We start from the raw sequence: 26,112 nt of genomic DNA on the forward strand, positions 1-26,112 counted from the left end.
TGCGCCTGTTGTCAGCCTCGGCCCGCGAATCCTGCTCCCCCGCTGAAGCCGCCGCCGGTGAACCCGCCGCCGGTGCCGCCGCCGAACGTGCGGTTGGTGGTGGTCGAGCCGCTGGTCGGCAGAGCGGTGGACATGTCGGCCAGGACGATCTCCTGGCCGGCCTTGAGACCGCTGCTCACGACCGTGCGGGTGCGACCGACCAGACCGGTGGTGACGCGGACACGGCTGACCTCGCCGTCGGCGTACACCTCCACGGAGCCGTTGGATACGGCAGATGTCGGGACCGTGAGGACGTCGGTCGCCGACCCGAGCACGATGCCGACCGACGCGGTCGCGCCTGCCAGCACGTTGAGGCCCTTCTCGTCGAGCGTGACCGTCACCGGGTAGGTCGAGGACCCGGTGGTGCTCGTCGTCGGCACCTGACCGATGCGGGTCACGCTGCCGGCGTAGGCCTCACTCGCGCCAGCGGGCGTCACCTCGGCCTTCTGGCCGACCTTGAGCTGGGCGACCTGAGTGCTGCTCAGGCTGAGCTCGACGGTGGTCGTCCCCGGCGCGATCACCACCATCGCCGTGCTGCCCGCGCTGGCCGAGTCACCCTTGCCGACCGACAGCTGGCCGACGGTGCCGCTGGCCGGAGCCTTGATGGTGGCACCGGTCAGTGCCTGGCTGGCGGTGATCAGGGTGGCCTTGGCCGAGTCGATCGAGGCCTGGTCCTTGGCCAGAGTGGCGGCGGTGACCGTCTGGCTGCCGACGTAGCTGCCCGAGCTACCCGAGCTACCCGAGCGGGACGTCGAGGTCGCAGACCCCGACGAGGCGGACGAGGCGGCACCCGAGACGGAGGACGCCGACTTGTTCGAGCCCTGGGAGCTCTTGGACGTGGAGCCCGATCCGGTGGAGCCCGATCCGGTGGAGCCCGATCCGGTGGAGCCCGATCCGGTGGAGCCGGACCCCGTCGAACCCGTACCGGTGGACGTGCCTGTCGACGTGCCAGCCACCTTCGCTGCGTTGCCCAGCGTGGTCGACAGCGTCGCGAGGGCGTCCCTCAGGTTGCCGGAGCCGCTGTACTCGGCGTCGGCCACCTTCTGCTGGGCGCTCTGGACCGCGTCGATCGCCGCCCCGCAGGCGTCGCTCCCGGCGCCCGTGCTGGCACTTGCCGACGGTGAGGCGGTGCTGGAGGGGTCGGCGGAGGAGGAGTCCGAGCTCGCGCAGGCCGTGGTCTCCTGGTCGGTCGCGTCCTTGGCGGCCGCGATGGCCGTGTCGACAGCGGTCTGGGCCACCTCGACGGCCTTCTGCTGGGCGGCCAGCTGGGCCAGTGCTTTGGTCAGCGCTGCCGAGGAGCTCCCCGATGAGCTGGTCGAGCCGGAGCCGGTCGAGTGTGTCGAGCCTTGGTCCGAGGTGGTGGACTTGGTCGAGCCGGCACCAGACGACGACGAGCCGGACGAGCCCGACGTCGAGCCGGACGTCGAGCCGGACGTCGAGCTGGTGGTCTCGTCAGCCTGGGCGTCCTCGTCCTTCGCCAGCTGATCACGTGCCGAGGCGAGCTGGGCGTCGGCCTTGGTGACTGCGGTCTTGAGGCTGGTGGTGTCGAGCCGGGCGAGCAGCTCGCCCTTGGTCACCTTGTCGCCGACGGCGACCTTCAACGTGGCGATCGTGCCGGACGAAGCGAAGGAGAGGTCCGAGCGCCCGGAGGGGTCGACGGTGCCCGACAGTGCGAGCGTCTGCTCGACGTCGCCGAGGGCCGCCTTCGCGGTCCGGTAGTGGTCACTCCCGCTGCCGTGCTCGGCGTACGCTGCGACCCCACCGCCGACGAGGACGGCGACGATCGCGACGCCGGCACCGACCCGGACGGCCCGAGTGCGCCAACGGCTCACGCCGCGCCGCCCTGGTTGGAGCCCGCACCCTGACCGCCGGCGCCCTGTCCGCGACCACCGAAGCCGGTGCTGCAGGCGCCGTCGACCGGATCGCTGACCGTCAGCCGGGTGGCGGCGACCGCGCCGGTGTCATCGGACTGACCGACGGCGACCACGCACTTGCCCACCTTCAGCGCGGAGGCGTCGGAGGTCTTGGTGGCGGTGTACGTCGTCGATCCGCTCACGGTGACGGCGATGCTGCTGCTCGCGCTGGCGCCGGGGAAGCTGGATGCCACGGTGAAGCCGGTGCCGGAGACGGCGGTGACCTTGCCGTTGGCGCCGCCGAACCCGCGACCGCCGCCCGGGAAGCCGCTGGCACCGCGGCTGGGGAAGTTGCTCGGCCTGCTGGTGGGCATGCCGCTCGGCCGGGTACCGCCGCCGAATCCACCGCCTCCGAAGCCGCCGGTGCACTCACCGTTGACGGCAGCGGTGACCCGCACGGACGCGGCGGTCACCGCCGTGTTCGAGCGGGATCCGGAGGAGGAGCCGGAGGGCCCCGAGGTGTCGGTGACCGGGGTGACGGTGACGCAGCTGCCGACCTTGACCGCGCTCAGCGCGGCGGCGACCTGGGCGCTGATGGCGGTCTTGGCGGTGTAGGTGACGGCGACCTGACCGTCGGTCTGGTTCTGCACCTGCAGCGTGGAGCCGTCCTTGGCAGCGATCTGGCCCGATGCTCCCGGCGTACGATCCCGGGCGTTGTCCTGGCCGGAGCCGTTGGCTGCGGCGCTGGCCTGGGCCGAGGGCGCGGAGCCGCTGTCGGAGGCGCTGTCGGAGGACGAGCTGCCGCAAGCGGTGAGTGAGAGGAGAGCGATCGCGGCGGTGGCGACGGCGAAGAGGGGACGACGAGACATGGCAGGCTCCTTATTCCGAACGCAGAGCGTCGATGGGGGTCAGACGGGCGGCGCGGCTGGCGGGGTAGACCCCGAAGCCGATGCCGAGGATGAGTGAGGTGCCGATCGCGCCGGCGGTGGCCACCAGCGAGAGCGAGACCGGCTGGTTGATCAGGCTCGGCAGGACCGCGGCCCCGACCACCGCGATGATCACGCCGATGATGCCGCCGGCCAGACCGAGTAACGAGGCCTCCACCAGGAACTGGCGCCGGATCACCCGCGGCGCAGCCCCCAGGGCCTTGCGCAGCCCGATCTCGCGGATCCGCTCGGTGACCGAGACCAGCATGATGTTCATGACCCCGATCCCACCGACCAGCAGCGAGATCCCCGCGATCCCGGTCAACAGCACCGTCAGGGTCTTGTTGGTCGAGTTCGCGGTCGCCACCAGCGACTGCTGGGAGGAGATCGAGAAGTCGGCCGTGCTCGCGCTGACACCGTGCAGGTTGGTCAACAACCCATCGATCTCCTGATAGGCCGCCGAGAGCGCGTCGCCGCTTTGGGCCTGGACATAGATCGTGGAGACCGAGGCGTTGGTCGAGCCGGTGAGACGCTTCGCGGTGGTCATCGGCGTCACCGCCTGGTCGTCCTCGCTGGTCCCCGAGGAGGAGGAGCCGCTGGAGGCCAGCACGCCGATGACCGTCATCTGGGTGCCATCGACCGTCACGGACTGCCCCACCGGGCTGACCGGACCGGAGAACAGCTCGCTGGCCGTATCAGCACCCAGCACCACCACGTGGGCAGCGCTGGTGACCTCGTCCTCGTTGAAGAACCGCCCCGCCGACAAGCTCCGCTTGCGGACCTCGGGCCAGCTCGTGGTGGTGCCCACGATCGAGGTGGTCCAGTTGGTGGTGCCGTTGACCAGCTCAGCGCTGGTGGAGGTCTGCGCCGCAACGTTCTTCACGTCCGGGGCCACGGTCTTGTCCGCGATCGCCTCCGCGTCCTGCAGGGTCAGCGTGGAGGCCGACCCGAAGCCGCCCCGCACACCACTGGAGCTGGTGGTGCTGCCCGGGGAGACGATCAACAAGTTGGAGCCCAACGCACTGATCTGGTCCTTGACCTTGTCCTGGGCCCCCTGACCGAACCCGACGGTGAGGATCACCGAGGAGATGCCGATCACGATGCCGAGCATCGTCAAGATGCTGCGCATCCGATGCGCCCGCACCGCATCCACCGCAGAGCGGAACGTCTCGAGCCAGTTCATGCCGCCACCAGCTCGTCAGAGGTGATCTGCCCATCACGGATCACCAGGTTGCGCTGCGCGCGGGCCGCGACCTCGTGCTCGTGGGTGATCAACACGATCGTGCGACCGCTGTGGTGCAGCTCATCGAGCAGGCCCAAGACCGCCTCGGTCGAGACCGAGTCCAGGTTCCCGGTCGGCTCATCGGCCAAGATGATGTCCGGCTCGCTCACCAGCGCGCGGGCGACAGCCACCCGCTGCTGCTGACCACCGGACAACTCACCGGGACGGTTCTCCACCCGATCGCCCAGACCGACCCGCTCCAAGGCACGGATCGAGCGCTCGCGCCGCTCCGCACGCCCGATCCCGGCATAGATCAGCGGGAGCTCGACATTGCGCCACGCCGGCAACGACGTGAGCAGGTTGAACTGCTGGAACACGAACCCGATCCGACGATTGCGCACATGCGCCAGCTGCGCCTCCGACATCGTCGAGACATCCTCACCACCCAACAGGTAGGTGCCGTCGGACGGGTTGTCCAAGCAACCCAGGATGTTCATCAACGTGGACTTCCCGGAACCGGACGGACCGATCACCGCGACGTACTCGCCCTGGTTGATGGTGATATCCACCCCGCGCAGCGCCTCGAACTCGATGCTGCCACTGCGATACATCTTGCGAATCCCCGCCAGCTCCACCACCGGCTCGGGAACGATCAGCCGGCTCACTGCCCGCCACCCGGGAAGCCGCCCGCGCCGCCGCCCGGGAACGTGCCGGTGCCGCCGCCGGTGAAGCCGCCGCCACCTGTGAAGCCGCCACCGGTGCCGTTACGCCGGGTGGTCCCGCTACCAGTGCCGCTCGGCAGAGTGATGCCGGGGATCTGGACGGTGTCGCCGCTGGAGAGTCCGGAGACGATCTGGGTGCTAACGCCGTAGACGGTGCCGATCTTGACCGGCGTCTTGACCGCCTTCCCGTTGACCACCTTCATCACGTACGTGCTGCTGCCCGAGGACTGGATCGCCCGGCTGCTCACCGTCAGGACGTTGTCGACCTGCTTGACGATGATCGAGGCGGTCGCACTCGTGCCGGCGTAGATACCCTTCTGCGCACCGGTGAGGTCGATCGTGACGGGGAAGACCGCCGCGCCGCTGTCGCTGGTCTGGGCGACCAGGCCGACCGAGGCGACGGTGCCATAGATGGTGGCGGTGCTGCCGGTCGCGGTGATCGTGGCCTGCATCCCCTTCTTCACCTGGGTCGCCTCATCGGCCGAGACCGTCGCATCCACGATGTACTTGTTGGTCGAGGTCACCGTGACAGCACTGGTGCTCGACGTGCTGGAGCTGGCAGCGTTCGACATGGAGTTGCTCGCGCCGCTCGAGCCGCTGTTGCCCGAGCCGGAGCCGCTCACCACGTCACCGACAGCCAGATCGATCGAGGCGACGGTGCCATTGATCGTCGAACGCAGCACCGCATCGGTCACATCCTGCTTCGCCGACTCCAGATCCGACTCCGCCGACAGCACAGCGGTCTGGTCCGCAGCAAGCTGGACCGCCGAAGCATCCGCATCGATATCGTCGGTGTGCTGAGTCACCGCCGCGGCATAAGAAGCCTGCGCCGCAGTACGAGCAGCAACCAACGCCGCATCATCGACCTTCGCGATCGCCTGACCCTTGGACACCGTGTCGCCAGCCGCGACGTACACCTTGGTCACCGTGCCCGAGACACCGAAGTCGAGATCGGCGGTCTTGGCCGGCTCGATCGTCCCCGACGCGCTCACGCTCTGCTTGACGGTCCCGGATGAGGCAGTGGCGGTGAGTGCCTGCGTAGCGCCGGCCCCGTCATCCCGGGTCAACAGCCACGTACCGATACCGCCGACCACGACGAGGACGGCGACGAGCGCCAGCCAGCCCCGCTTCCCGGGTCGCCTCAACCTGCGCTTCACTGCAACGCCACCTCTTCACGTCCGAATTGACGTCAAGAGCCTCGCGGCGATGCCTGAAAGAAACCCATGAGCAACGCAAAGACGATTCTGTGACCTCTTCACAGAATCTCGTTGCCGGCCGTGCTGACCAGGGACTTTCGGCCTGGTCAGAGGGCTATCTCACAGCCCTGGAGCACTCCACAGGGCCATCCAGCGGGAGAGGTCGGCCTCGAGCGGCAACTCGTTCTTCAGGGTGTCCCGGATCTGGATCTCGAGCAGGTTGTCACGACTGTTCGCACCGGTCGGCGCGAAGGGGTAGAAGGTGCCCTGCTTGTAGAGGTAGACCAGCGCCACGGTCCGGCTCGCCGAGTCGGTGAACGGCACCAGCGAACACAGCAAGCCGGGGCCGAAGCCGTCCTGCTCCAGGGTGGTGTTGACGGCGTGCAGGTCGGTGCACAGCGAGGTCAGGTCCGGCGCCTGCGGGTCGAGGGGCTCGTTGTCCACCAGCAGCCACGTGAAGCCATAATCGTCGGATTGGGTGCTCACCTTGGGGGCTCCCTCCCCCTGCGCGAGCAGCGCGACCAGGTCTTGCTGCGCGTCGGCGAATCCCGCGCCGGCCGCGGCCCGATAGCAGACGGCTCCGTCGCCGGTGGGCACGAATCCGAGCGCGCTCTGCAACGTCAGTGCCGCGGACGGTATGCCGAAGAGTGCATCGAGATTGGCTTGCTTGGGCTTGCTGCGCCCCGTGAGAGCTCCCCAGAAGCTCATCAGGAGGTCGGCCTGCCCAACTCGGCCTCGATCTTCGCCAGCTGGGCGAGCCGCTGCTCGAGCGAAGGGTGGGTCGAGGTCAGCGTCGAGAGCGAGACGCCACTGATGGCCGGCGCGATGAAGAAGGCATTCATCGGCTGGGACCCGCGCAGGTCCTGTTGCGGGATCTTGTTGATCTCGCCGGTGATCTTCTGCAGGGCGCTGGCCAGTGCCCGCGGCTTCATGGTCAGCTGCGCGCCGGCCCGGTCGGCAGCGAGCTCGCGGTAGCGGGAGAGAAGTCGGAGCAGCACGAAGCTGATGGCATAGGTCACCAGCGAGACGATCAGGACGAGCAGCCACACCGGAACGCCGTTGTTGTTGCGATCGCGGCGGTCATCGCCGAACAGCGCGCCGTACTGGGCCCCGCGCGCCAGACCGCCGGCGATGATCCCGGCGCTGGAGGCCACGGTCATCACCAGCACGTCGCGGTGTGCCACGTGGGACAGCTCGTGCGCGAGCACCCCCTCCAGCTCCTCCGCGTCGAGGCGACGCATGATGCCGGTCGTGACGACGACGACCGCGCGGCCCGGCGAGCGGCCAGTCGCGAAGGCATTGGGGATGTCCGTGTCCGCGACCCCGACCCGCGGCATCGGCATGTCGGCCAGCGTGCAAAGCCGCTGCACCATGCCGTAGAGCTCGGGCGCATCCTGCGCGCTGACCTCCCGGGCACGCATCGCCTTCATCGCGACCTTGTCGGAGTTGTACCACTGCCACCAGGCGATGCCGAGCCCGATCAGCACGATGATCGGTGCCCACTGGGCCGGCAGGATCAGCATCACCACCACGATCAGTGCGACGAAGACCGCGCCGAGCAGGAAGATCACCGACGTCATGCGGGTGGTGAGCCCTCGGTCGGGTGCGAAGCGTGTGCGTGCCATCTCAGTCTCTCTCCTCCCCTGCCTCAACGAGTGCAGCGCCGGGGAGGTTCCATCGCTCAGCCGGGGATGAGGCCGTCGTCCGCGAGCATCTCGCGGACCTCCTCCAGCGCGGCATCGGCCGGCGGGAGGATCAGGTCGGACTCGATGAAGTCGTCCTCGGCGTGCGGGACGCCGACGGTGCGTACGCCGTCCAGCAAGGCCTCGAGCGCGGCGCGGAACCCGACGTGGTCACCCGAGGCCACCGCCGCCTCCAGGTGCGCGTCGAGCTCGTTGAGCCGGTCCAGCGCCGCGTCGGCGACGTCGTACTGTCCCTCGGAGAGGATGCGCACGATCACGGCTGCGTCTCCGGCTTGCTCTCGGTCGCCGGTACGTCGATGGGCGCGGCCGAGCCGACCTGGCCCTGCTCGATCGCCTGCGGTGCGGCCGGGGCGTCGAGGCCCTTCAGCTTCGCCAGCTCGAGCTCGACGTCGCTCTGCGAGCTGAGCTCGTTGAGCTGCTTGCCGATGTCGTCGCCCGGCTCTGCGGTCAGGTCGTCGAGCGCGCCGGAGGCGAGCAGCTCGTCGACAGCGCCGGCGCGGGCCTGCATCTGGGCGGTCTTGTCCTCGGCGCGCTGGATGGCCATACCGATGTCGCCCATCTCCTCACCGATGCCTGCGACTGCGTCGTTGATCTTGGTCTGCGCCTGGGCCGCGGTGTAGGTCGCCTTGATGGTCTCCTTCTTGGTGCGGAAGGCCTCCACCTTCGCCTGGAGCCGCTGCTGGGCGAGGATCAGCTTCTCCTCCTCGCCCTGCAGGTTGGCGTGCTGGGCCTGCAGGTCGGTGATCTGCTGCGCCAGGCCCGACTTGCGGGTCAGCGCCTCGCGGGCGAGGTCCTCGCGATTCATGTTGATCGCCTGCTGCGCCTGACCCTGGAGCTTGTCGGCCTGCTGCTGCAGCTGGTTCATCTGCAGCTCGATCCGCTTGCGACTGGTCGCCACGTCGGCGACGCCCTTGCGCACGTTGGTCAGGAGCTCCAGCTGCTTGGTGTAGCTGTAGTCCAGCACCTCGCGCGGGTCCTCGGCCTTGTCGAGGGCCTTGTTCGCCTTCGCCTTGAAGATCAGGCTCATGCGCTTCATCAGACTCATGGACGACGACTGCCTCTCTTGCACGCCACAGCGCCACTCGGCACCGGTGTGATCACCCTAGTCGACTCGAGCAAGAGCGAGAACGAGCCTGGCCAAGGTCGCGTCGTGCGAGAACGCCGTGTGGATGGACGCCAAGCGCCGGGGCCGTTGCGAGCCGTCGCCAGCGGGATCGGGCGCTGTGGCGGTTAGGCTGAGCGCTGCATCATTCCGAGACCTGAAGGCCGTCAGTTGTTCCGTCGCAAGTCCGAGGCCGCCGAGCCCGCCGTCATCGACACCACGAAGCCCGAGGGGAAGGGTCGCCCGACCCCCACCCGCAAGGAGGCGGAGGCGGCCGCCAGGGCGCGCGCGAAGGCGCCGCACGACCGCCGCGCCGCGGCCGCAGCCCAGCGCGCCGCCCGCACCGAGGGCTCGGCCAAGATGCGCCAAGCGCTGCGCACCGGCGACGATCGCTTCCTGCCGACCCGCGACAAGGGGGCTGTGCGCCGGTTCGTGCGCGACTACGTCGACACCAAGGTCACCTTCGCGGAGTTCGCACTGCCCCTGGTGGTGGTGTGCTTCCTGCCGAGCTTCTTCGCGCCGGCCGACTTCCTGCGGATCCTCAACAACATCCTGATCGTGATGATCGTGGTGATCGGGCTCAACCTGGTCGTCCTGCGCTTCGGGCTGGGTCGCGAGCTGGCCCGCCGGTTCCCCGACACGCCGACCCGCGGCCTGACCTGGTACATGTCCTCCCGCGCCCTGCAGCTGCGCTGGATCCGGGCGCCCAAGACGCAGCGACGGGTCGGCGAGAAGCTGCCCGACACCTACCGCTGAGGCACTCGCGCCACCTGCACACACGAGGGGCGGCCCGGTCGATATGACCGGGCCGCCCCTCGTACGTCTGGTGTCTCGGCTGGTGTCTTGCCTGGTGCCTCGGCTCAGTCCAGGGGCAGAAGGTGCTCCAGGCCGACGGTCAGGCCCGGGTGATCGGCGATCGCTCGTACGCCGGTCAGCACGCCGGGCGCGAACGAAGCCCGATCCATCGAGTCGTGCCGGATGGTCAGCGTCTCCCCCGGCCCACCCAGGATGACCTCCTGATGGGCGACCAGGCCGCGGATCCGCAGGCCGTGCACGTGGATGCCGTCGATGACAGCACCGCGGGCGCCGTCCAGCGACGTGCTGGTGGCGTCCGGAACCGGTCCCAGGCCGGCTTCGCGGCGCGCGGCCGCGATCAGCTCCGCCGTACGCCGCGCCGTACCTGAGGGGGCGTCGGCCTTCGTCGGGTGGTGCAGCTCGACGATCTCGACCGACTCGTAGAACGCGGCGGCCTGGGCGGCGAAGCGCATCATCAAGATCGCGCCGATGGAGAAGTTGGGGGCGATCAGCACGCCAACCCCCGGGGCGTCCGCGAGCCAGCCGCGCAGCGTGTCCAGCCGCCCTTCGTCGAAGCCTGTGGTGCCCACCACCGCGTGAATGCCCTGCTTGATGCAGTACTCCAGGTTGTCCATCACCACGTCGGGATGGGTGAAGTCGACGACCACCTGGGCACCGCTGGCCGAGAGATCGGCGATCGACTCGCCCGCGTCGATGCCGGCGACCAGATCGAGATCGGGGGCGTCCGAGACGGCCGTACAGATCTGGGAACCGACCTTGCCTCGCGCGCCCAGCACGCCCACGTTGATCACGGCGCCCAACCTACCGCCGATCCTCGCCACGCCTCGTGTGTGGGCGTTCGGGCGAGACCTACCCGAGCAGACGACGTCGGCATCTGGCAGGCTTGCCCCCATGGTGGTGCAGACGATTCCGGCGCGGATCCGCTGGGCGGTGGATTTCATGGACATCCAGCCGAGCGATCACGTCCTCGAGATCGGGTGCGGCCCGGGCGCCGGGGCGGAGCTCATCTGCAGCCGTCTGGTGACCGGCAAGCTGTTCGCGATCGACCGCTCGGAGTCCGGGGTCGACCGCACCAAGCGACGCTGCCAGAAGTACATCGACGCCGGCCGGCTCACCGTCCGTCAGATCGACCTGGCGACCCTGCGCGTCCCGGTCAAGCGACTGCACAAGGTCTTCGCCTTCAACGTCAACCTGTTCTGGGTGCGTGACGCGAGCGCCGAGATCGCCCTGCTGCACGAGCGCGTCCTGCCAGGCGGCAGTGTCTACATCTTCTACGAGGCGACCCACCGCGAGCAGGTCCCCGAGATGATCGAGCGTACGTCGAAGGCACTCGCCTCCGCCGGCTTCCGAGTCTCGATCGTCGACTCCAAGCAGCCCGCCGCTGTCGGCATCATCGGCAAGCGTTGAGAGGTCACTTTCCGCGGCTCGAGTGTCCAGCTCACTGGACACTCGACGCGCGGAAAGTGACCTCTCGACGTGCTTAGCGGGGACCGACGATCGCCAGGATCTCGGGCCGGCTGAAGACGTCGGCAGCGACCGCCTGACACTCCTCCACCGTCACCGAGCTGATCCGGTGGAGGACCTCGTCGATGGTGAGCAGCTGATCGTGGACGAGCTCGGCCTTGCCCAGCCGTGACATCCGCGAGGCCGGGTCCTCCAGACCGAGCACGAGGCCACCGCGCAGCTGGCCCTTGCCGCGGACGACCTCCTCGGCCGTGATGCCCTCGGCGGCCACCTTGCGCAGCTCCTCACGCACCACCTCGAGAACCTCCTCGACCTTGTTCGGCAGGCAGCCGACGGCGACACCGACTACACCGCTCTCGGCGTGCGCACCCGCGAAGGAGTAGACCGAGTAGGCCAGGCCGCGATGCTCACGCACCTCCTGGAAGAGGCGCGACGACGTACCGCCGCCGAGGGCAGCGTTGACGACGCCGAGGGCGAACCGGCGGTCGTCGTCGCGCCACAGACCCTGCATGCCGAGGACGACATTGACCTGCTCGAAGGGGCGGGTGGCACGCACCTCCCCCGGATGCAGCTCGAGTGGCACGCCCGAACGCGGCGGGATCGGCGACGCCGTACCGGACAGGAAGCCGTTGCGGGCGAAGGCCTGCTCGGCGAGCGCCACCACCACCTCGTGGGTGAGGTTGCCGGTCGCGGAGATGACGATGTTCTCGGGGCGGTAGTGCGCACGGTAGAAGGCGTCGATCTGGTCGCGGGTCAGCGCCTCGATCGACTCCACGGTGCCGGCGATGCCACGACCGAGCGGCGTGTCGGCACCCCACGCCTGGGCGGCGAAGAGGTTGTGCACCACGTCGTCGGGGTCGTCGTCGTGCATCGCGATCTCGTCCAGGATCACGTCTCGCTCGGCCTCGACGTCCTCGTCGGCGAGCAACGAGGAGGTGATCATGTCGCCGATGATGTCGACCGCCAGCTCCAGGTCCTCGTCCAGGACCCGGGCGTGGAAGCAGGTGTACTCCTTGGCGGTGAAGGCGTTGAACTCGCCGCCGACCGCGTCCAGGGCCACCGAGATGTCGAGTGCGGTCCGTTCGGCAGTGCCCTTGAAGAGCAGGTGCTCCAAGAAGTGCGAACAGCCGTGGGTGTTGTCGGCGCCCGCGGAAGCGTTCTCGTCGCGCGAGCCGACGCCGACCCACACGCCGACCGCGGCCGAGCGGACTCCGGGCATCTCCTCGGTGACGATCCGCAGACCGCTGGGCAGGACCGTGCGGTGCACACCCGGCTCCAGCTCCGCGGTGGAGCCGGGCGGCTGGAGTGCACCCGAAGGGGCAGAGCCGGACGGCCGGCCAGCAGTTTCCTGCCGACCGGCCGTCCGGGTGGTGCTGTTGGTCGAGCTCACTCCTCGGTCGACTCCTCAGCCGACTCGGCGGAGGCGGTCTCCTCCACGACGGGAGCCAGCGAGAGCTTGCCGCGGTCGTCGATCTCTACGATCTCGACCTGGATCTTCTGACCCACCTCGACGACGTCCTCCACCGACTCCACGCGCTTGCCGTCGTTGAGGACACGCAGCTTGGTGATATGGAGCAGGCCGTCCTTGCCCGGGAGCAGGGAGACGAACGCACCGAAGTTGGTCGTCTTGACGACGGTGCCGAGGTAGCGCTCGCCGATCTCGGGCATCGTCGGGTTGGCGATGGCGTTGACGGCCGCACGAGCAGCCTCGGCAGCCTCGCCGTTGGTCGCGCCGATGTAGACGGTGCCGTCGTCCTCGATGGAGAGGGTCGCGCCGGTGTCGTCCTGGATCTGGTTGATCACCTTGCCCTTCGGGCCGATGACCTCGCCGATCTTGTCGACCGGGACCTTGACGGTAATGATGCGCGGCGCGTACACCGACATCTCCTCGGGGCCGGCGATGGCCTCGTTCATCACGTCGAGGATGGTCAGACGAGCGTCCTTGGCCTGGTTGAGGGCCTGCGCGAGGACCTCGGCCGGGATGCCGTCGAGCTTGGTGTCGAGCTGGAGCGCGGTGACGAACTCGGCGGTGCCGGCGACCTTGAAGTCCATGTCGCCGAAGGCGTCCTCGGCACCGAGGATGTCGGTCAGCGCGACGTACTGGGTGGTGCCGTCGACCTCACCGGAGATCAGGCCCATCGCGATGCCGGCGACTGGCGCCTTCAGCGGCACGCCCGCCTGCAGCATCGACAGCGTCGAGGCACAGACCGAGCCCATCGAGGTGGAGCCGTTGGAGCCCATCGCCTCGGAGAGCTGGCGGATCGCGTAGGGGAACTCCTCGCGGGTCGGGAGGACCGGCAGCAGCGCACGGCGCGCGAGCGCACCGTGGCCGACCTCGCGACGCTTCGGCGAGCCGACCCGGCCCGTCTCACCGGTGGAGAACGGCGGGAAGACGTACTTGTGCATGTAGCGGCGCGACTTCTCCGGGGAGAGGGTGTCGAGCTGCTGCTCCATCTTCAGCATGTTCAGCGTGGTGACGCCCAGGATCTGGGTCTCGCCGCGCTCGAACAGCGCCGAGCCGTGCACCCGCGGGATGACCTCGACCTCGGCGTGCAGCGGGCGGATGTCGGCCAGGCCGCGTCCGTCGATGCGCACCTTGTCGCGCAGCACGCGCTCACGGATCAGCTTCTTGTTGACGCTGCGGAACGCTGCGCCGATCTCACCCTCGCGGCCCTCGAACTGGCCGGCGACCTTCTCCAGGAGCGCAGCCTTGATCTCGTCGAGCTTGGCCTCGCGCTCCTGCTTGGGGCCGATCTGCAGCGCTGCGGCGACGTCGGCGGCACTAGCGGCCTCGACGGCGGCGTAGACGTCGTCCTGGTAGTCCAGGAAGATCGGGTAGTCGACGACCGGCTTCGCGGCCTGCTTGGCCAGCTCGGCCTGGGCCTCCACCAGCTGCTTGATGAACGGCTTGGCGGCGTCGAGACCGCCGGCGACGATCGCCTCGGTCGGCGCCTGGGTGCCGCTCGAGACGAGGGTCCAGGTCTGGTCGGTGGCCTCGGCCTCGACCATCATGATCGCGACGTCGCCGGTCTCGGTGACGCGGCCGGCGACGACCATGTCGAAGACGGCGTTCTCGAGCTGGCTGTGCGTCGGGAATCCGACCCACTGGCCCTCGATGAGGGCGACGCGAACGCCGCCGACGGGGCCGGAGAACGGCAGGCCGGAGAGCTGGGTGGACATCGACGCGGCGTTGATGGCCAGCACGTCGTAGGGCTGGTCGGGGTCGAGCGCCAGCACGGTGATGACGACCTGGACCTCGTTGCGCAGACCCTTCTTGAAGGTCGGGCGCAGCGGGCGGTCGATCAGGCGGCAGGTCAGGATCGCGTCCTCGGAGGGGCGACCCTCGCTGCGGAAGAAGGAGCCGGGGATCTGACCCACGGCATACATCCGCTCCTCGACGTCGATCGTGAGGGGGAAGAAGTCGAAGTGGTCCTTCGGCTGCTTGGAGACGGTGGTGGCCGAGAGCAGCATCGTCTCGTCGTCCAGGTAGGCGGTCACGGAGCCGGCGGCCTGGCGAGCGAGCAGACCGGTCTCGAACTTGACCGTGCGCTTGCCGAACTTGCCGTTGTCGATAACGGTCTCGACCGCAGTGATGACGGGTTCAGTCACAGATTTTCTCTTGTCGTACGTCGGAGGCCTCGCGCCTCACGCGGATGGACTTGTGTGTTCGGCACCAGACTACTGATCTGTGGCGACAAATACAGAACGGGCGACTCCCGAAGGAGCCGCCCGTCCGGACGCTTTGCGATCAAGCGACGATCAACGGCGAAGGCCGAGGCGCTCGACGATCGAGCGGTAACGCTCGATCTCGGTCTTCTGCAGGTAGTTGAGCAGACGACGGCGCTGGCCCACCAGGAGCAGCAGACCACGACGGCTGTGGTGGTCGTGCTTGTGCTGCTTGAGGTGCTCGGTGAGGTGGCTGATGCGGTGCGAGAGCAGCGCGATCTGGACCTCGGGCGAACCGGTGTCACCCTCAACGGTGGCGTACTCGGCGATGATCTTCTTCTTGGTCTCCGCGTCGGTACCGATCGACATACGGGGCTCCTCTCGACTTGTTGCGCGGCGCGCCCGGGCCTGTTCACCGGGGCACTCTTGGATCCGCGGCCGTTAGACGGCAACCGGGGAAGACTATCAACGCCGTACGCCGGGACCGAATCCACGCCGGACCGCCCGTCGCGCCCGAGCCGATCCGGTGGCACCATCGGCTCATGAACCGTCTCGGACTCGTGCTCGGACCTGTGCTCGCCGGGGTCGTCCTGACGAGCGACCTGTTCCTCGCGCCGACCGCGATCGCGGTTCCCACGCTACCGGCCGCTGTCCCTGCGGGCGGCGTTGCGACCGCGCGCCCGGCCCAGGCGGCCACCCCGGCCACCCCGCGTGTCGCCCGCGCCAAGCTGCCCGACCCGCACACCGCGACGTTCGCCGACCAGGTCCCGGCCGACACCACCCAGGTCGTGCGCACCATCCCGAGCCACCGTTGGTGCAAGGCGGTCTACTGCAGCCTCACCCAGGCGTGGCGCAAGCAGGACGGCACGTGGCGACTGGTGCGACAGTTCCGCTCCACGATCGGCTCACGCGGCTGGGGCAAGACCAAGGAGGGCGACGACCGCTCCCCCGTCGGCGTCCTCCGGATCACCGTGACGTTCTCGACCGGCGCACGGCCGGGCCCGATGCCGTGGCGTCGACGCAAGCCCACCTCGGTGCTGTCCATGAGCCACGGCGCCAACTACAACACCTGGCTCGAGATCCCCGGCCGCACCGCCGGCAGCAGGCCCTCGATGCGGTGGGGCTGGGTGGTCGACTACAACCACCCGCGGCTCACGCCCGGCAAGGGACCGGCTCCGGTGGCCGGCAAGGGCGGGGCGATCTTCTATCACACGTCCCTGCCCGGGCACCGGTATGCGCCGACCGAGGGATGCACCCAGGTGGGCAATCCCCGGTCGATGCACTGGCTGGTGCACTGGCTGCGCCCGAAGGCGGACCCGCGCATCGTGCAGGACCTCTAGGCGACCAAGAGAGCCAGGAGCGAGCGCTGGCGCTGGCCGCGGGCACCGGAGCCAGGTGCCTCATGCTCAGTGCGCCCGATCCGGCGTTCCTGTCGTGGGCATCGGCGGAGTGCTCCTGAGCTCGGCGACCCGCGCGGCCGTGGCCGTACGCGATGCGTATCCGATCCGCGATTCGCGCACATGCCATCCCATCAGCTCTGCCGCACGGTCGCAATCGCCGGCATCGATGGCGCCGAGAATGACACGGTGGTCGGGCCAGGTGCGCTTGCCACGGGAGAACTTGTCGAGCGCGTAGAGCCACTCGATCTTGTGGGAGAGCTGGCGCAGAAGCGTCGCCAGGGTGCGGCTCGCGCTCAGCTCGGCGACCAGGAGGTGATAGCGGTCGTTGAGTGCTACCAGCGGTTCGAGATCCTCTCGGGCGATGCAGGCATCGCCATCGTCGAGAACCTGCGCCAGCTGATGCCGCACGGCGAACCATTCCGGGTCCGGCTCGGGCTGGGTGAAGATCGTTCGCGCGCGTTCCGCCGCGCGGCGCGCGGTGGCCATCTCGACGGCTTCACGAACGGCGAAGAGGTCATCTGCCTCCTCGACGGGTAGGTGTGCGACCCGGGCGCCGGCATTCGGGGTGGTCTCGATGAAACCCTCCGCATCAAGTGCTCGCAGCGCCTCGCGGATCGGCATCCTGCTGACGCCGTACCGCTTGGCGAGAAAGGTCTCGGTGACGCGGGTACCGGGCTCCAGGTGCCCGGCGATGATGTCGCTGCGCACAGCAGTGGTGATCGAGCCGATAGGACGGCTGGATGGGTCATCGGGCGAGCGCGGCACCGGGGATCGCTTCCAGCAGCTCCGCCGTGTAGGCGGATGTCGGCGTGGTGAACACCTGCTCGGTGGGGCCGTGTTCGACGTCCCGTCCCTTCTCCATGACCACCACTCTATGGGCGATCTGGCGAGTGACGGACAGATCGTGGGTGATGAACAGGAGCGTGATGCCGAGATTGCGCTGGAGCTCGTCGAGAAGACGAAGGATCTGGTCCTGAACCAGCACGTCGAGCGCGGAGACAGCCTCGTCGCACACGACGAGGTCGGGCGACGGCGCCAACGCCCGCGCGATCGCGACCCGCTGACGCTGCCCGCCGGAGAGCTCATGCGGTCTACGGGACGCGGTCCCGCGAGGCAGCGCCACCTGGTCGAGCAGCTCGGCGACACGGCGCCGGCGTCCCGCGCGATCCGTCGTGCCGAAGATCTCCATCGGCTCCGCCACGATCCGCTCGACCGTGTACGACGGATCGAGCGAGCCGTAGGGGTCTTGGAACACCGGCTGGACACGCCGTCGCAGCTGTCGGCGCTGAGCGCGTGAGTCGACCCCGACATCCTGTCCATCGATGAGAACCCGCCCAGAGGTCGGCGTCTCGAGTCCGAGGACCATCTTTGCGACGGTGGTCTTCCCCGAGCCCGACTCCCCGACCACCGCGGTCGTGGTGCCTCGCTCGACAGCGAAGGACACTCCGTCGGCGGCCACCAGACGCTGGCCACGGCGTCCGCGGAGGGCGTACTCCTTGGTCAGGCTCTCGATCACCAGGATCGGATCCGGTACCGGCGTCGCCGGCGCCTCGGCCGAGGTGGCAGCGCTCGCCATGGCTCCGGTCGTACGGGCGGTCACCGCGGGCGCCGCAGCGACCAGCCGCTTCGTGTACTCGTGCTGGGGATCTCCCAGGATCGCCTTGGCCGGGCCGGCTTCGACGATCTCACCGCGGTACATCACCACCACTCGCTCGGCGCGGTCCGCCGCCAGGCCCAGGTCGTGGGTGACGAAGAGCATCGAGGTCTGATGGGCGTCCACCAGCGATTCGAGGTGGTCGAGGATGCGCCGCTGCACCGTGACGTCCAGCGCACTCGTGGGCTCGTCGGCGACGAGCAGCTCAGGTCCGCGAGCGAGGGCGACAGCGATGAGGACGCGCTGCCGCATGCCGCCGGAGAACTCGTGCGGATACTGCCCGGCGCGCCGAGCAGCATCGGGGATGCCGGCCTCGGTCATGAGCTCGATGACACGTTCACGAACCGCGCTGGAGCGCAGGCCCCCGGCCCGGAGCGCGTCGGCGATCTGGGCGCCGATCTTCATCGATGGATTGAGGTTGGTGCCCGGATCCTGAGGTACGAGCCCGATGCGCTCACCGCGCACGGAGCGCCAGACCCGCTCGTGGCTGCCGGCGAGCTCCTGACCCGCGAGGCGGATCGACCCCGACGTGACCCTCCCAGATCCCGGCAAGAGGCCGAGTACGGCGCCGACGAGTGTCGACTTGCCCGACCCGGACTCGCCCACGATGGCGAGGCGCTCGCTGCGATCGAGGCGGAGGTCGACGCCGTGGAGGACCTCGGTGTCACCGAACGAGACGTGCAGGTCCGTGATCTCGAGCAGCTTCTCAGCGTCCTGCGGCATAGCCCTGCATTCCTCTCGGGTTGGCCGCGGCTGAGAGTGTCCCAGTCGCGTGGTCGCGGGTCACCGCGGAGAGCCGACCCAACGCCCAGTCACCGGCGCGCTGGATCCGGTGTCCGCGGCGTTCCAGCTCGGCGATGAGCTCATCGCCGAGCCGGTCTTCGACGACAGCGCCCGCCGGCTCCCAGGTGCGCGGCCAGAACGAGCCTGGGAACGAGGTCGAATGCAACGCGGGGGCGTCGATGGCCTGCTGCGGCGAATAGCCGCCGACGATGGTCCGCAGCAGGTAGAGGAGCTGCCACTGCTCCTGCTGATCACCTCCCGGTGAGCCGAGGGCGGTGACGGGTTGGCCGTCGCGCAGCACGAGTGTGGGCGTCAAGGTCGTCCGAGGCCGCTCGCCGGGAGCAAGTGTCGACGGCAGCCCCTCCTCGAGCCAGGTCATCTGCAGGCGCGTGCCGAGGCAGAAGCCGAGCTCGGGGATGGTCGGGGAGGACTGCAGCCAGCCGCCCGACGGGGTGGCAGCGACGATGTTCCCCCAGCGGTCGACGATGTCGAGATGACAGGTGTCACCACGAGACTCGCCCACGGCCGAGACGGTGGGCTCGCCGACACCGTGCGCATCCTGTGCTCCCGCCGGCGAGACGTAGGTACGTCGAAGCGGCGGGAAGTTGCCCTGACCGCCCTCGAGACCGGGGAGTGGCCGGGTCGAGGCGGTCTTCTTGATGAGCAGGCGGCGCTCGGCCGCGTAACCCTCGGAGAGCAACACACTGAGTTGCTCCGGGCGAGCGGCGTCACCGTAGTATGCGTCACGATCGGCGAAGGCGAGCTTGATCGCCTCGAGGATCGTGTGCGCACCCTCCGGCGTCCCCGGATCGAGGAGGCGATCATCGAATGGCTCGAGCAGGTTGAGGATCTGCAGCATCGCCGGGCCCTGAGTCCACGGACCCGCCTTGACGATGGTGTGCCCCCGGAAGACGGTCGTCATCGGGTCTTCGTAGGTGGCGCTGAACCTCGCCATGTCCGCGGCGGTGATCACGCCGGCGTGGTCGGTCCCCGAGGAGTGCCGGTGTGGGGTGCGAGCGAAGGTGTCGATCGCGGCGGCGACGTACCCGCTGCGCCACTCGCCTCGGGCCGCGTCGATGCGCTCCTCGCGCGTCGAGCCCGCGTGCCCCGCGTCGACCAAGCGCTCGAGCACGTCGGCGTACCGCTCGTTGCGGACCATCGCACCCGGGGCCGGGGGTTCACCGTCGACCAACCAGAGCTCCGCCGAAGTCGGCCAGTGCTCTCGAAACAGATCCGCGACGGTGCCGATCGTGGCGGCGGTGCGCTCGAGGATCGGATGACCGTGGCGGGCGTAGTCGATCGCGTAGCTCAGAACCTCACGCAACTCCCACGTGCCGTGGTCGCGCAGCAGGAGGAGCCACGCCTCCACCGCTCCGGGAACGGCGGCGGCCAGCGCCCCCGAACCGGGCACCATGTCGAGGCGTTGGCTACGGAAGTGGTCGATCGTCGCGGCCGCGGGTGCCGGGCCCTGCCCCATCAACACCTGCGGCTGGCCGGGGGCCTCGGCGGTGGCGAAGAGGCCGACCATGTCACCGCCGGGACCGTTGAGATGGGGCTCGACGACGTGGAGGACGAAGGCGGCGGCCACGGCGGCGTCGAAGGCGTTGCCCTCGCGCTCGAGCACGGCCTGTGCCGTGGCAGTCGCGATCCAGTGCGTCGTGGCGACCATGCCGAACCGGCCACGGAGGTCGGGCCTGGTCAGGAACGTTGGTGGTGGGGTGTAGCTCACGGGTCACTTCCTGTCGTGAGATGCGGGATCGAGAACGTCGCGCAAGCCGTCGCCGAAGAGGTTGAAGCTCAGGCAGATGATGGCGATCAGTGCCCCCGGGAAGACTCCGAGCCAGGCATCCTGGGACATGTACTGCTGAGCGTCGGAGAGCATGACCCCCAGACTCGGCATGGGCGGCTGGATACCGAGCCCGAGGAAGGAGAGGACAGCCTCGCCCAGCACCGCTCCGGGCATGATGATCGTGGCCTGCACGATGATCGCCGATACGCAGTTGGGCAGGATGTGTCGACTGACGATGCGCACGCTGCTGGCGTCCATCGCTACGGCAGCCATCACGAAGTCGGTGGACTTCAGCCGCAACGTCTCCCCCCGAACGACCCGGATCATCTGCGGGATGTGCGCGATGCCCAGGGCGAGTACGGCGTTGGACAGGCTGGCCCCCCGAATCGCGGCAAGACCGACCGCGATGATGAGGAACGGGAACGCCAGCGCCACGTCGGTCACGCGGGAGATGACCGCGTTGGCTGACTTCCAGTAGCCGGCCGCGAGACCGAGTGGGGTGCCGACCACGGTGGAGAGGACGACCGCCAGGATGCCCACCTCGAGAGAAGCACGTGCGCCGTACAACATCCGGAAGAGCACGTCTCGGCCGAGGTTGTCGGTGCCCAGGACGAACCCGACGGTTCCGGGTCGCTGGAAGGGCGTGTCGAAGTGCACCTGCGTCGGATCGTGCGGAGCCAGCAGCGGTGCCAGCGCCGCTGCCGCTACCACGAGGAGGAGCAGGACCGCTCCGATCATGCCGGTGCGGTGCCGGAGCAGCGCGCGCCACCAGCGCTGGCGGGAGTCCTTCCGCGCGATCGCCTGCGCCGGCGCGAGGGCCACCGACTCGGTCTGTCCGGCGGTGGTGCCGTCCGATGTCCGGGCGTCCTGGGCACTCATACGGCACCTGCCACGCGGATCCGGGGGTTGATGACCGAGTAGAGAGCGTCGACAGCTAGGTTGATCAACACATAGCCGACGGTGATGAGCAGGACGACGGCCTGGACCACGGGATAGTCGCGGCTGAAAACGCTGTTGAGCGTCAGCTTCCCGAAACCGGGCAGCCCGAAGATGCTTTCGGTGACGACTGCGCCGGAGATCAGGCCACCGAGCTGGAGCCCGACGATGGTCACCACCACGATGAGCGAGTTGCGCAGGCCGTACCGCACCAGCACCCGACCCCGTCGGAGTCCCTTCGCCCGCGCGGTGCGGACGTAGTCGGACTGCATGGTGGCGATCATCGAGGCACGCGTCTGCCGCATGACGACGGCAGCCAGTGCGAGTGCCAGGACCAGGGCCGGCAAGGTGAGGTGGTAGAGCGACCTTGCCGGGTCCTGCATCATCGGGACGTAGCCGGAGGCCGGGAAGACGTGGTGGTCGACGGAGAGGAACAAGATCGCGAGCAGCCCGAGCCAGAAGCTCGGCACGGACAGCCCGACCATGGCCACCAGGTTGGCGCCCCACTCGGGCCAACGACCGCGGAACCGCTCGGCGACCACACCGAGGATCAAGCCCACCACGACCGAGATCAGCAGCGCGTACGCAGCCAGCCATAGCGTGACCGGCAGCGTGCTGCGGATCAGCTCGCTCACCGGTGTGCCGGTGCGAAGTGAGCGGCCGAAGTCACCGTGCAGGCTGTTGCGGAGGAACGTGGCGTACTGGACCCACACGGGACGGTCCAGGCCGTACTCGGCGCGAATCGCCGCGATCCGAGCTGGCGTTGCCTCCTCACCCGCGAGGGAGACAGCCGGATCGCCGGGCAGCAGCCGCATGCCTGCGAAGACCACCATCGACGACAAGAAGATCGTCACGATCGATTGCCCCACGCGGGTGAGGAGGTAACGAGCCATATCGCGCTACACCTCAGCCCTGCGCCACGAAGGCGGCGCCGCTGAGCCGGACCACACCGTCGGGATAGACCGATACTCCAGCGACCTTGTTGGCGACACCCGTCAGGTTCCGGTTCCGGTAGAGGTAGATGTAGGGGTTGTCCTTCTGGACCTGTGCAATCGCCTTGCCGTAGAGATCGGCACGCGTGGCGGTGTCGGTCGTCGCAGCTGCAGCGGCCAACCAGGTGTCGACCTGCTTGTTGCTGTAGTTGGAGTAGTTGTTCCCGGAGCCGGTGAACAGGAAGTTGTAGGTGTCGCCGTTGGGGTCGACACGACCCGACCAGCCCAGCTGGAGGGCCTCGAACTTGCCCTGGCTGTCGTTCTGGAGCAGCGTCGTGTACTCGATCGGCTCGATCTTGAGATCGAATCCGGCTGCCCTGACCTGCGCCTGGATCGCCTGCGCCAACTGGAGGCTGCTGGGAATGTTGCTCGTCTGCATGGTGATCTGCAGGGGCAGCTTCACCCCCGCCTGCTCGAGCATCTGCTTCGCCTTCGAAGGGTCGTACGGCGGACAGGCGTTGCTAGCGGCGGTGGCATAGGCGCTGTTCGGTGCGATGGGAGAGCAGGCCGGGTCGTAGTAGCCGTCGAAGACGGTCTTGACCAGTTGCTTGCGGTCGATCGCCATCGAGAGCGCCTCACGGATCTGGGCGCTCTTCGCCAAGGGCGTGTCGATCTGGAGCGGAGGCGTGCCGACGCCGTGCTGATTGGCGATGTTGATCTGGATGCCCTGGTAGCCGTAGGACCCGACCTGCATCACGGTCAGCGCCTTGTCGCTGCGCAGACTGTTGACGTCCGATGGCGAGATGGTGTCGGCAACCTGCACGTCACCGGACTTGAGGTCGGTGGCCCTGATCGCCGGGTCGGTGATGATCTTGTAGACGATCTTGTCGAGGTGGACGTCCTTCGCGTCGTAGTAGTTCGGGTCCTTCTCCACGGTGATGGACGTCGCCGGGACCCGGCTGGCGAACTTGAAGGGCCCGACGCACACCGGGTGGTCACCGAAGTGGTCGCCCTCCTTGGCCAGGGCAGTGGGCGACATGACCATGCCGGCTCGATCCGCGAGCGAGGCTGCGAGCGGAGCGAACGGCGATCCGAAGGTCAGCCGTACCTCGTCGTTGCCGGTCGCCGAGATGGTCTTGAGCGTCCCCAGCTCACTGGCTCGTGCGGAGTCCGGCTTGGTCAGGTCCCGCTTGAGTGTCGTGACCACCGCGTCGGCGTTCAACGGCGTCCCGTCCGCGAACTTCACGCCCTGCTTGATCGGGAAGGTCGCAGTCTTGCCCCCGTCGCTCAGCGTCGGCAGGGCCGTGGCCAACATCGGCACGATCTGACCATCGGCATTGGTGTCATAGAGCTTCTGGCACATCGTCTCCATGACGTAGCGGGTGTAGAGCGACGACGAAGTGGTCGGATCGAGTGCGTCCGGATCGGCGGAGAGACCCATGGTGAGGGTCCCTCCCTGCTGGACCGGCCGGCTGCCGATCGGGATCGTGGTGATCACCTTTCCGGCCACCTCGGCCGAGGACTTGTTCGAGGTGGCCTGCGTCTGGCTACACGCACTCAGCGCCAGTGCCAGCCCAACCACGCCGGCCGCCGCCAGTCGGCGACGTACGGGACGAGAAGACATTTCAACCCCCAGAGATTCCATACAATCTCCGCCTTTATTCGCGGATCGTATGCATGGTGCCCGGGTGCCGGCTATCTTGTCCAGCAAAATCTGGACACCGTTTGCCCCGACGGCATGCTGCCGCCGGGGTGATGCTCCTGTTCGTCCTGGTATCGCCCCTGCGGCGTCGTCAGGATCAGATCGCGTGGGCGCGGTTGCGCCGTACGGACGACATCAGGGCCGCGGCGATGAACGCGACCCCGATCAGACCGGTGACCACCTCCGGCACCTCGTGCTCGACGCTGACCAGCAGCAGCACCGCCAGCGCACCGATCGCCCAGTGCGCACCGTGCTCGAGGTAGACCAGCTCGGAAAGCGTGCCCTTGCGCACCATCAGCACCGTCAGTGACCGCACGTAGAGCGCGCCGATGCCGAGGCCCAGCGCGATGATCACCGGGTCGACGGTGATCGCGAAGGCACCGATGACACCGTCGAAGGAGAAGCTGGCGTCGAGCACCTGCAGGTACATGAACAGGGAGAACGCCGCCTTCCCGGTCGCGGCCACGATCTGGCTGCTCTCGCCGACCTCGGAGAAGAGCTGGGCACCGCCGTCGACGAGCAGGTAGCACAGCAGCCCTGCGACCCCGGCGGCGAGGATCTGGCTGTCGTGCTCGTGGTAGACCGATGCGAAGCCGAGCAGCACCACCAGCACGATCATCACCGAGGCCTTGTCGAGCAGGCCGAGTCGCTGGATGCCGCGTTCGAGGCCGCCCAGCCAGTGCAGCGACTTCTGCTCGTCGATCAGGAAGTCGAGGAAGATCATCAGCAGGAAGATCCCGCCGAACGCCGCGATCGCCGGGTGGGCATCGCTCAGCAGATAGCCGTAGGTCCCCGGCGTCTCCGCGTCGCCGCGTTCGAGGGCCAGCTGCCAGGCCCGCCACGGCGAGATGTGGGCGGTCGCGCCGACCACCAACAGCGGGAAGATCAGCCGCATGCCGAAGACTGCAATGACCATGCCGAGGGTCAGGAACAGTCGCTGCCAGTAGGCCGACATGCGCTCCAGCACGCGGGCGTTCACCACGGCGTTGTCGAAGGAGAGCGAGACCTCCAGGACCACCAGGATCGCCGTGATCACCAGCGCGTGGCCACCGCCGTAGAACAGCGCTGCCACCAGGCCTGCGATCGTCAGGGCGAAGGACCAGCCGAAGGTTCGCAGCATCACGGGGCGAACCCTAACCGGCACCCGGTGAGCACCGTGACCGCGGTTGGTCTGACCAGAGCGTGACTGTTATCTGATCAGAGCCTGACCGCAGCCGAGAACCGCGCCCGGCGTCTCCTCGGGTCAGCTCAGCAGGGAGCGGGTGCGGTCGACGTCGGCACGCATCTGCACGATCAGCGCGTCGATCGACTCGAAGGCGACCATGCCGCGCAGGTGCTCCGCGAAGGCCACCTCGACCTCGACGCCGTACAGGTCCAGGTCGGTGCGATCCAGGACGTAGGACTCGACCCGACGCCCGATCACCCCGTCGAAGGTCGGGTTGGTGCCGACGCTGATCGCTGCGGGGAACGTCTCCCCGGTGTCACGTCGGGTCAGCCAGCCGGCGTAGACGCCGTCGGGCGGCACCGCCCGCTCGCTGGTCGCCGGCACGTTCGCGGTCGGGAAGCCCAGCTCGCGTCCGCGCTGGTCGCCCTTCACCACGATGCCGCGGATGCTGTAGGGCCGGCCGAGCGCCTCGGCCGCACCGGCGACGTCGCCCGAGGCCAGACACGTCCGCACGTACGTCGAGGACCACACCTGCGGGCCACCGTCGAGCGGGATGCCCTCCACCGCGAAGTCGTGCCCGGCTCCGAAGTCGCTCAAGCAGCTCACGTCGCCGGCGGCGCGGTTGCCGTAGCGGAAGTTGGCGCCGACCACCACCACCGAGGCGTGCAGCCGGCTGACCAGCACCCGTTCGGCGAACTCGTCCGGGGTCCAGGCAGCCATGTCGCGGTCGAACGGCAGCGCGAGCACCGCGTCGGCACCGGCGTCGGCCAACAGCTCAGCACGCTGCTCCAGGGTGGTCAGCACGACCGGCGTGTGCTCGGGCCGCAGCACCGCCATCGGGTGCGGCTCGAAGGTCACCGCGACCAGGATCAGGTCCCGCTCGGCGGCCACCTCGTGCCCGCGGCGTACGACGTGCTGATGACCGCGGTGGACACCGTCGAAGTTGCCGATGACCACGGCGGTGCGACTTAGATCCTCGGGCACCTCCGAGAGGCTTCGCCACAGCTTCACCACGGGGATCACCCTAGCGGCTGGACCGCGA

Annotated in this window: 24 protein-coding genes; 3 read left to right on the forward strand and 21 right to left on the reverse strand. The window is 68.6% G+C overall.

The annotated features are described in order from the left end of the window. Positions 1–11: 11 nt before the first annotated feature. The 9 genes from H036_RS0106350 to H036_RS0106390 all read right to left on the reverse strand — a co-directional run bounded on the left by H036_RS0106350 (position 12) and on the right by H036_RS0106390 (position 8,706). Positions 12–1,871 carry an HlyD family efflux transporter periplasmic adaptor subunit gene (locus H036_RS0106350; protein WP_026145835.1) on the reverse strand — a complete coding sequence of 620 codons (1,860 nt, stop codon included), beginning with the start codon at positions 1,869–1,871 and terminating at the stop codon, positions 12–14. After that, positions 1,868–2,761 (reverse strand): DUF5666 domain-containing protein, encoded by an 894-nt coding sequence (locus H036_RS0106355; RefSeq protein ID WP_017933948.1) that lies wholly within the window; start codon positions 2,759–2,761, stop codon positions 1,868–1,870. Before H036_RS0106355 ends, H036_RS0106350 begins: the two co-directional genes overlap by 4 nt. A 10-nt stretch (positions 2,762–2,771) precedes the next feature. After that, complete coding sequence (locus tag H036_RS0106360) at positions 2,772–4,001, reverse strand: ABC transporter permease (protein WP_017933949.1); 1,230 nt, start codon at positions 3,999–4,001, stop codon at positions 2,772–2,774. Continuing rightward, the gene (locus H036_RS0106365; protein WP_017933950.1) at positions 3,998–4,705 is read right to left on the reverse strand and encodes an ABC transporter ATP-binding protein; all 708 of its coding nucleotides are present in this window, start codon (positions 4,703–4,705) and stop codon (positions 3,998–4,000) included. The genes H036_RS0106360 and H036_RS0106365 overlap by 4 nt, the downstream gene beginning before the upstream one ends. Beyond that, entirely contained in the window at positions 4,702–5,919 is a 1,218-nt protein-coding gene (locus tag H036_RS0106370; protein ID WP_017933951.1) for an efflux RND transporter periplasmic adaptor subunit, read from the reverse strand. The genes H036_RS0106365 and H036_RS0106370 overlap by 4 nt, the downstream gene beginning before the upstream one ends. A gap of 159 nt (positions 5,920–6,078) precedes the next feature. Beyond that, positions 6,079–6,666: a PspA-associated protein PspAB gene (gene pspAB, locus H036_RS0106375; RefSeq protein WP_017933952.1), complete on the reverse strand. Its 588-nt coding sequence runs from the start codon at positions 6,664–6,666 to the stop codon at positions 6,079–6,081. After that, the gene (gene htpX / locus H036_RS0106380) at positions 6,666–7,583 is read right to left on the reverse strand and encodes a zinc metalloprotease HtpX (protein ID WP_017933953.1); all 918 of its coding nucleotides are present in this window, start codon (positions 7,581–7,583) and stop codon (positions 6,666–6,668) included. The genes pspAB and htpX overlap by 1 nt, the downstream gene beginning before the upstream one ends. Before the next feature lie 56 nt (positions 7,584–7,639). Then, positions 7,640–7,918, reverse strand: coding sequence for a PspA-associated protein PspAA (gene pspAA / locus H036_RS0106385; protein WP_017933954.1), 279 nt, complete (start codon positions 7,916–7,918; stop codon positions 7,640–7,642). Then, the gene (locus H036_RS0106390) at positions 7,915–8,706 is read right to left on the reverse strand and encodes a PspA/IM30 family protein (protein WP_198289902.1); all 792 of its coding nucleotides are present in this window, start codon (positions 8,704–8,706) and stop codon (positions 7,915–7,917) included. Before H036_RS0106390 ends, pspAA begins: the two co-directional genes overlap by 4 nt. Positions 8,707–8,934: 228 nt before the next feature. Between H036_RS0106390 and H036_RS0106395 the strand changes: the two genes are divergently transcribed. After that, on the forward strand, positions 8,935–9,519 hold the full coding sequence (locus H036_RS0106395) for a DUF3043 domain-containing protein (protein WP_017933956.1): 585 nt from the start codon (positions 8,935–8,937) through the stop codon (positions 9,517–9,519). A 104-nt stretch (positions 9,520–9,623) separates the two neighbouring features. Here the strand turns inward: H036_RS0106395 and dapB are convergent, their stop codons facing one another. Next, a complete protein-coding gene (gene dapB / locus H036_RS0106400; protein ID WP_026145836.1) occupies positions 9,624–10,370 on the reverse strand; it encodes a 4-hydroxy-tetrahydrodipicolinate reductase in 747 nt (248 codons plus the stop codon). A gap of 100 nt (positions 10,371–10,470) precedes the next feature. On the opposite strand from dapB, the gene H036_RS0106405 reads away from it, so the two are divergent. Further along, positions 10,471–10,986: a class I SAM-dependent methyltransferase gene (locus H036_RS0106405; RefSeq protein WP_017933958.1), complete on the forward strand. Its 516-nt coding sequence runs from the start codon at positions 10,471–10,473 to the stop codon at positions 10,984–10,986. 73 nt (positions 10,987–11,059) lie between these two features. Here H036_RS0106405 and H036_RS0106410 read toward each other — a convergent pair whose 3' ends face one another. The 3 genes from H036_RS0106410 to rpsO form a co-directional block, all read right to left on the reverse strand. Then, a complete protein-coding gene (locus H036_RS0106410) occupies positions 11,060–12,310 on the reverse strand; it encodes a M16 family metallopeptidase (RefSeq protein WP_232421814.1) in 1,251 nt (416 codons plus the stop codon). 119 nt (positions 12,311–12,429) lie between these two features. Further along, complete coding sequence (locus H036_RS0106415; protein ID WP_017933960.1) at positions 12,430–14,652, reverse strand: polyribonucleotide nucleotidyltransferase; 2,223 nt, start codon at positions 14,650–14,652, stop codon at positions 12,430–12,432. Positions 14,653–14,802: 150 nt separating this feature from the next. Then, complete coding sequence (rpsO, locus tag H036_RS0106420) at positions 14,803–15,078, reverse strand: 30S ribosomal protein S15 (RefSeq protein ID WP_017933961.1); 276 nt, start codon at positions 15,076–15,078, stop codon at positions 14,803–14,805. 173 nt (positions 15,079–15,251) lie between these two features. Between rpsO and H036_RS0106425 the strand changes: the two genes are divergently transcribed. Continuing rightward, on the forward strand, positions 15,252–16,049 hold the full coding sequence (locus H036_RS0106425) for a L,D-transpeptidase family protein (RefSeq protein ID WP_017933962.1): 798 nt from the start codon (positions 15,252–15,254) through the stop codon (positions 16,047–16,049). 66 nt (positions 16,050–16,115) lie between these two features. Here H036_RS0106425 and H036_RS0106430 read toward each other — a convergent pair whose 3' ends face one another. The 8 genes from H036_RS0106430 to H036_RS0106465 form a co-directional block, all read right to left on the reverse strand. Further along, positions 16,116–16,874: a GntR family transcriptional regulator gene (locus H036_RS0106430; protein WP_198289903.1), complete on the reverse strand. Its 759-nt coding sequence runs from the start codon at positions 16,872–16,874 to the stop codon at positions 16,116–16,118. After that, positions 16,855–18,486: a dipeptide ABC transporter ATP-binding protein gene (locus H036_RS0106435; protein WP_017933964.1), complete on the reverse strand. Its 1,632-nt coding sequence runs from the start codon at positions 18,484–18,486 to the stop codon at positions 16,855–16,857. Before H036_RS0106435 ends, H036_RS0106430 begins: the two co-directional genes overlap by 20 nt. After that, entirely contained in the window at positions 18,470–20,275 is a 1,806-nt protein-coding gene (locus H036_RS0106440; protein ID WP_026145837.1) for a gamma-glutamyltransferase family protein, read from the reverse strand. Before H036_RS0106440 ends, H036_RS0106435 begins: the two co-directional genes overlap by 17 nt. Positions 20,276–20,278: 3 nt before the next feature. Further along, positions 20,279–21,214 carry an ABC transporter permease gene (locus tag H036_RS0106445; RefSeq protein ID WP_017933966.1) on the reverse strand — a complete coding sequence of 312 codons (936 nt, stop codon included), beginning with the start codon at positions 21,212–21,214 and terminating at the stop codon, positions 20,279–20,281. Beyond that, complete coding sequence (locus H036_RS0106450; protein WP_017933967.1) at positions 21,211–22,164, reverse strand: ABC transporter permease; 954 nt, start codon at positions 22,162–22,164, stop codon at positions 21,211–21,213. The genes H036_RS0106445 and H036_RS0106450 overlap by 4 nt, the downstream gene beginning before the upstream one ends. A gap of 13 nt (positions 22,165–22,177) precedes the next feature. Beyond that, positions 22,178–23,827: an ABC transporter substrate-binding protein gene (locus H036_RS0106455; protein WP_026145838.1), complete on the reverse strand. Its 1,650-nt coding sequence runs from the start codon at positions 23,825–23,827 to the stop codon at positions 22,178–22,180. A gap of 175 nt (positions 23,828–24,002) precedes the next feature. Beyond that, positions 24,003–25,025 carry a DUF475 domain-containing protein gene (locus H036_RS0106460; protein WP_232421825.1) on the reverse strand — a complete coding sequence of 341 codons (1,023 nt, stop codon included), beginning with the start codon at positions 25,023–25,025 and terminating at the stop codon, positions 24,003–24,005. A 123-nt stretch (positions 25,026–25,148) separates the two neighbouring features. Further along, positions 25,149–26,081 carry a bifunctional riboflavin kinase/FAD synthetase gene (locus tag H036_RS0106465; protein ID WP_026145839.1) on the reverse strand — a complete coding sequence of 311 codons (933 nt, stop codon included), beginning with the start codon at positions 26,079–26,081 and terminating at the stop codon, positions 25,149–25,151. Between the last annotated feature and the right edge of the window lie 31 nt (positions 26,082–26,112).

The sequence above is a fragment of the Nocardioides sp. Iso805N genome (assembly GCF_000364605.1).
In the GTDB taxonomy this organism is placed as follows: domain Bacteria; phylum Actinomycetota; class Actinomycetes; order Propionibacteriales; family Nocardioidaceae; genus Nocardioides.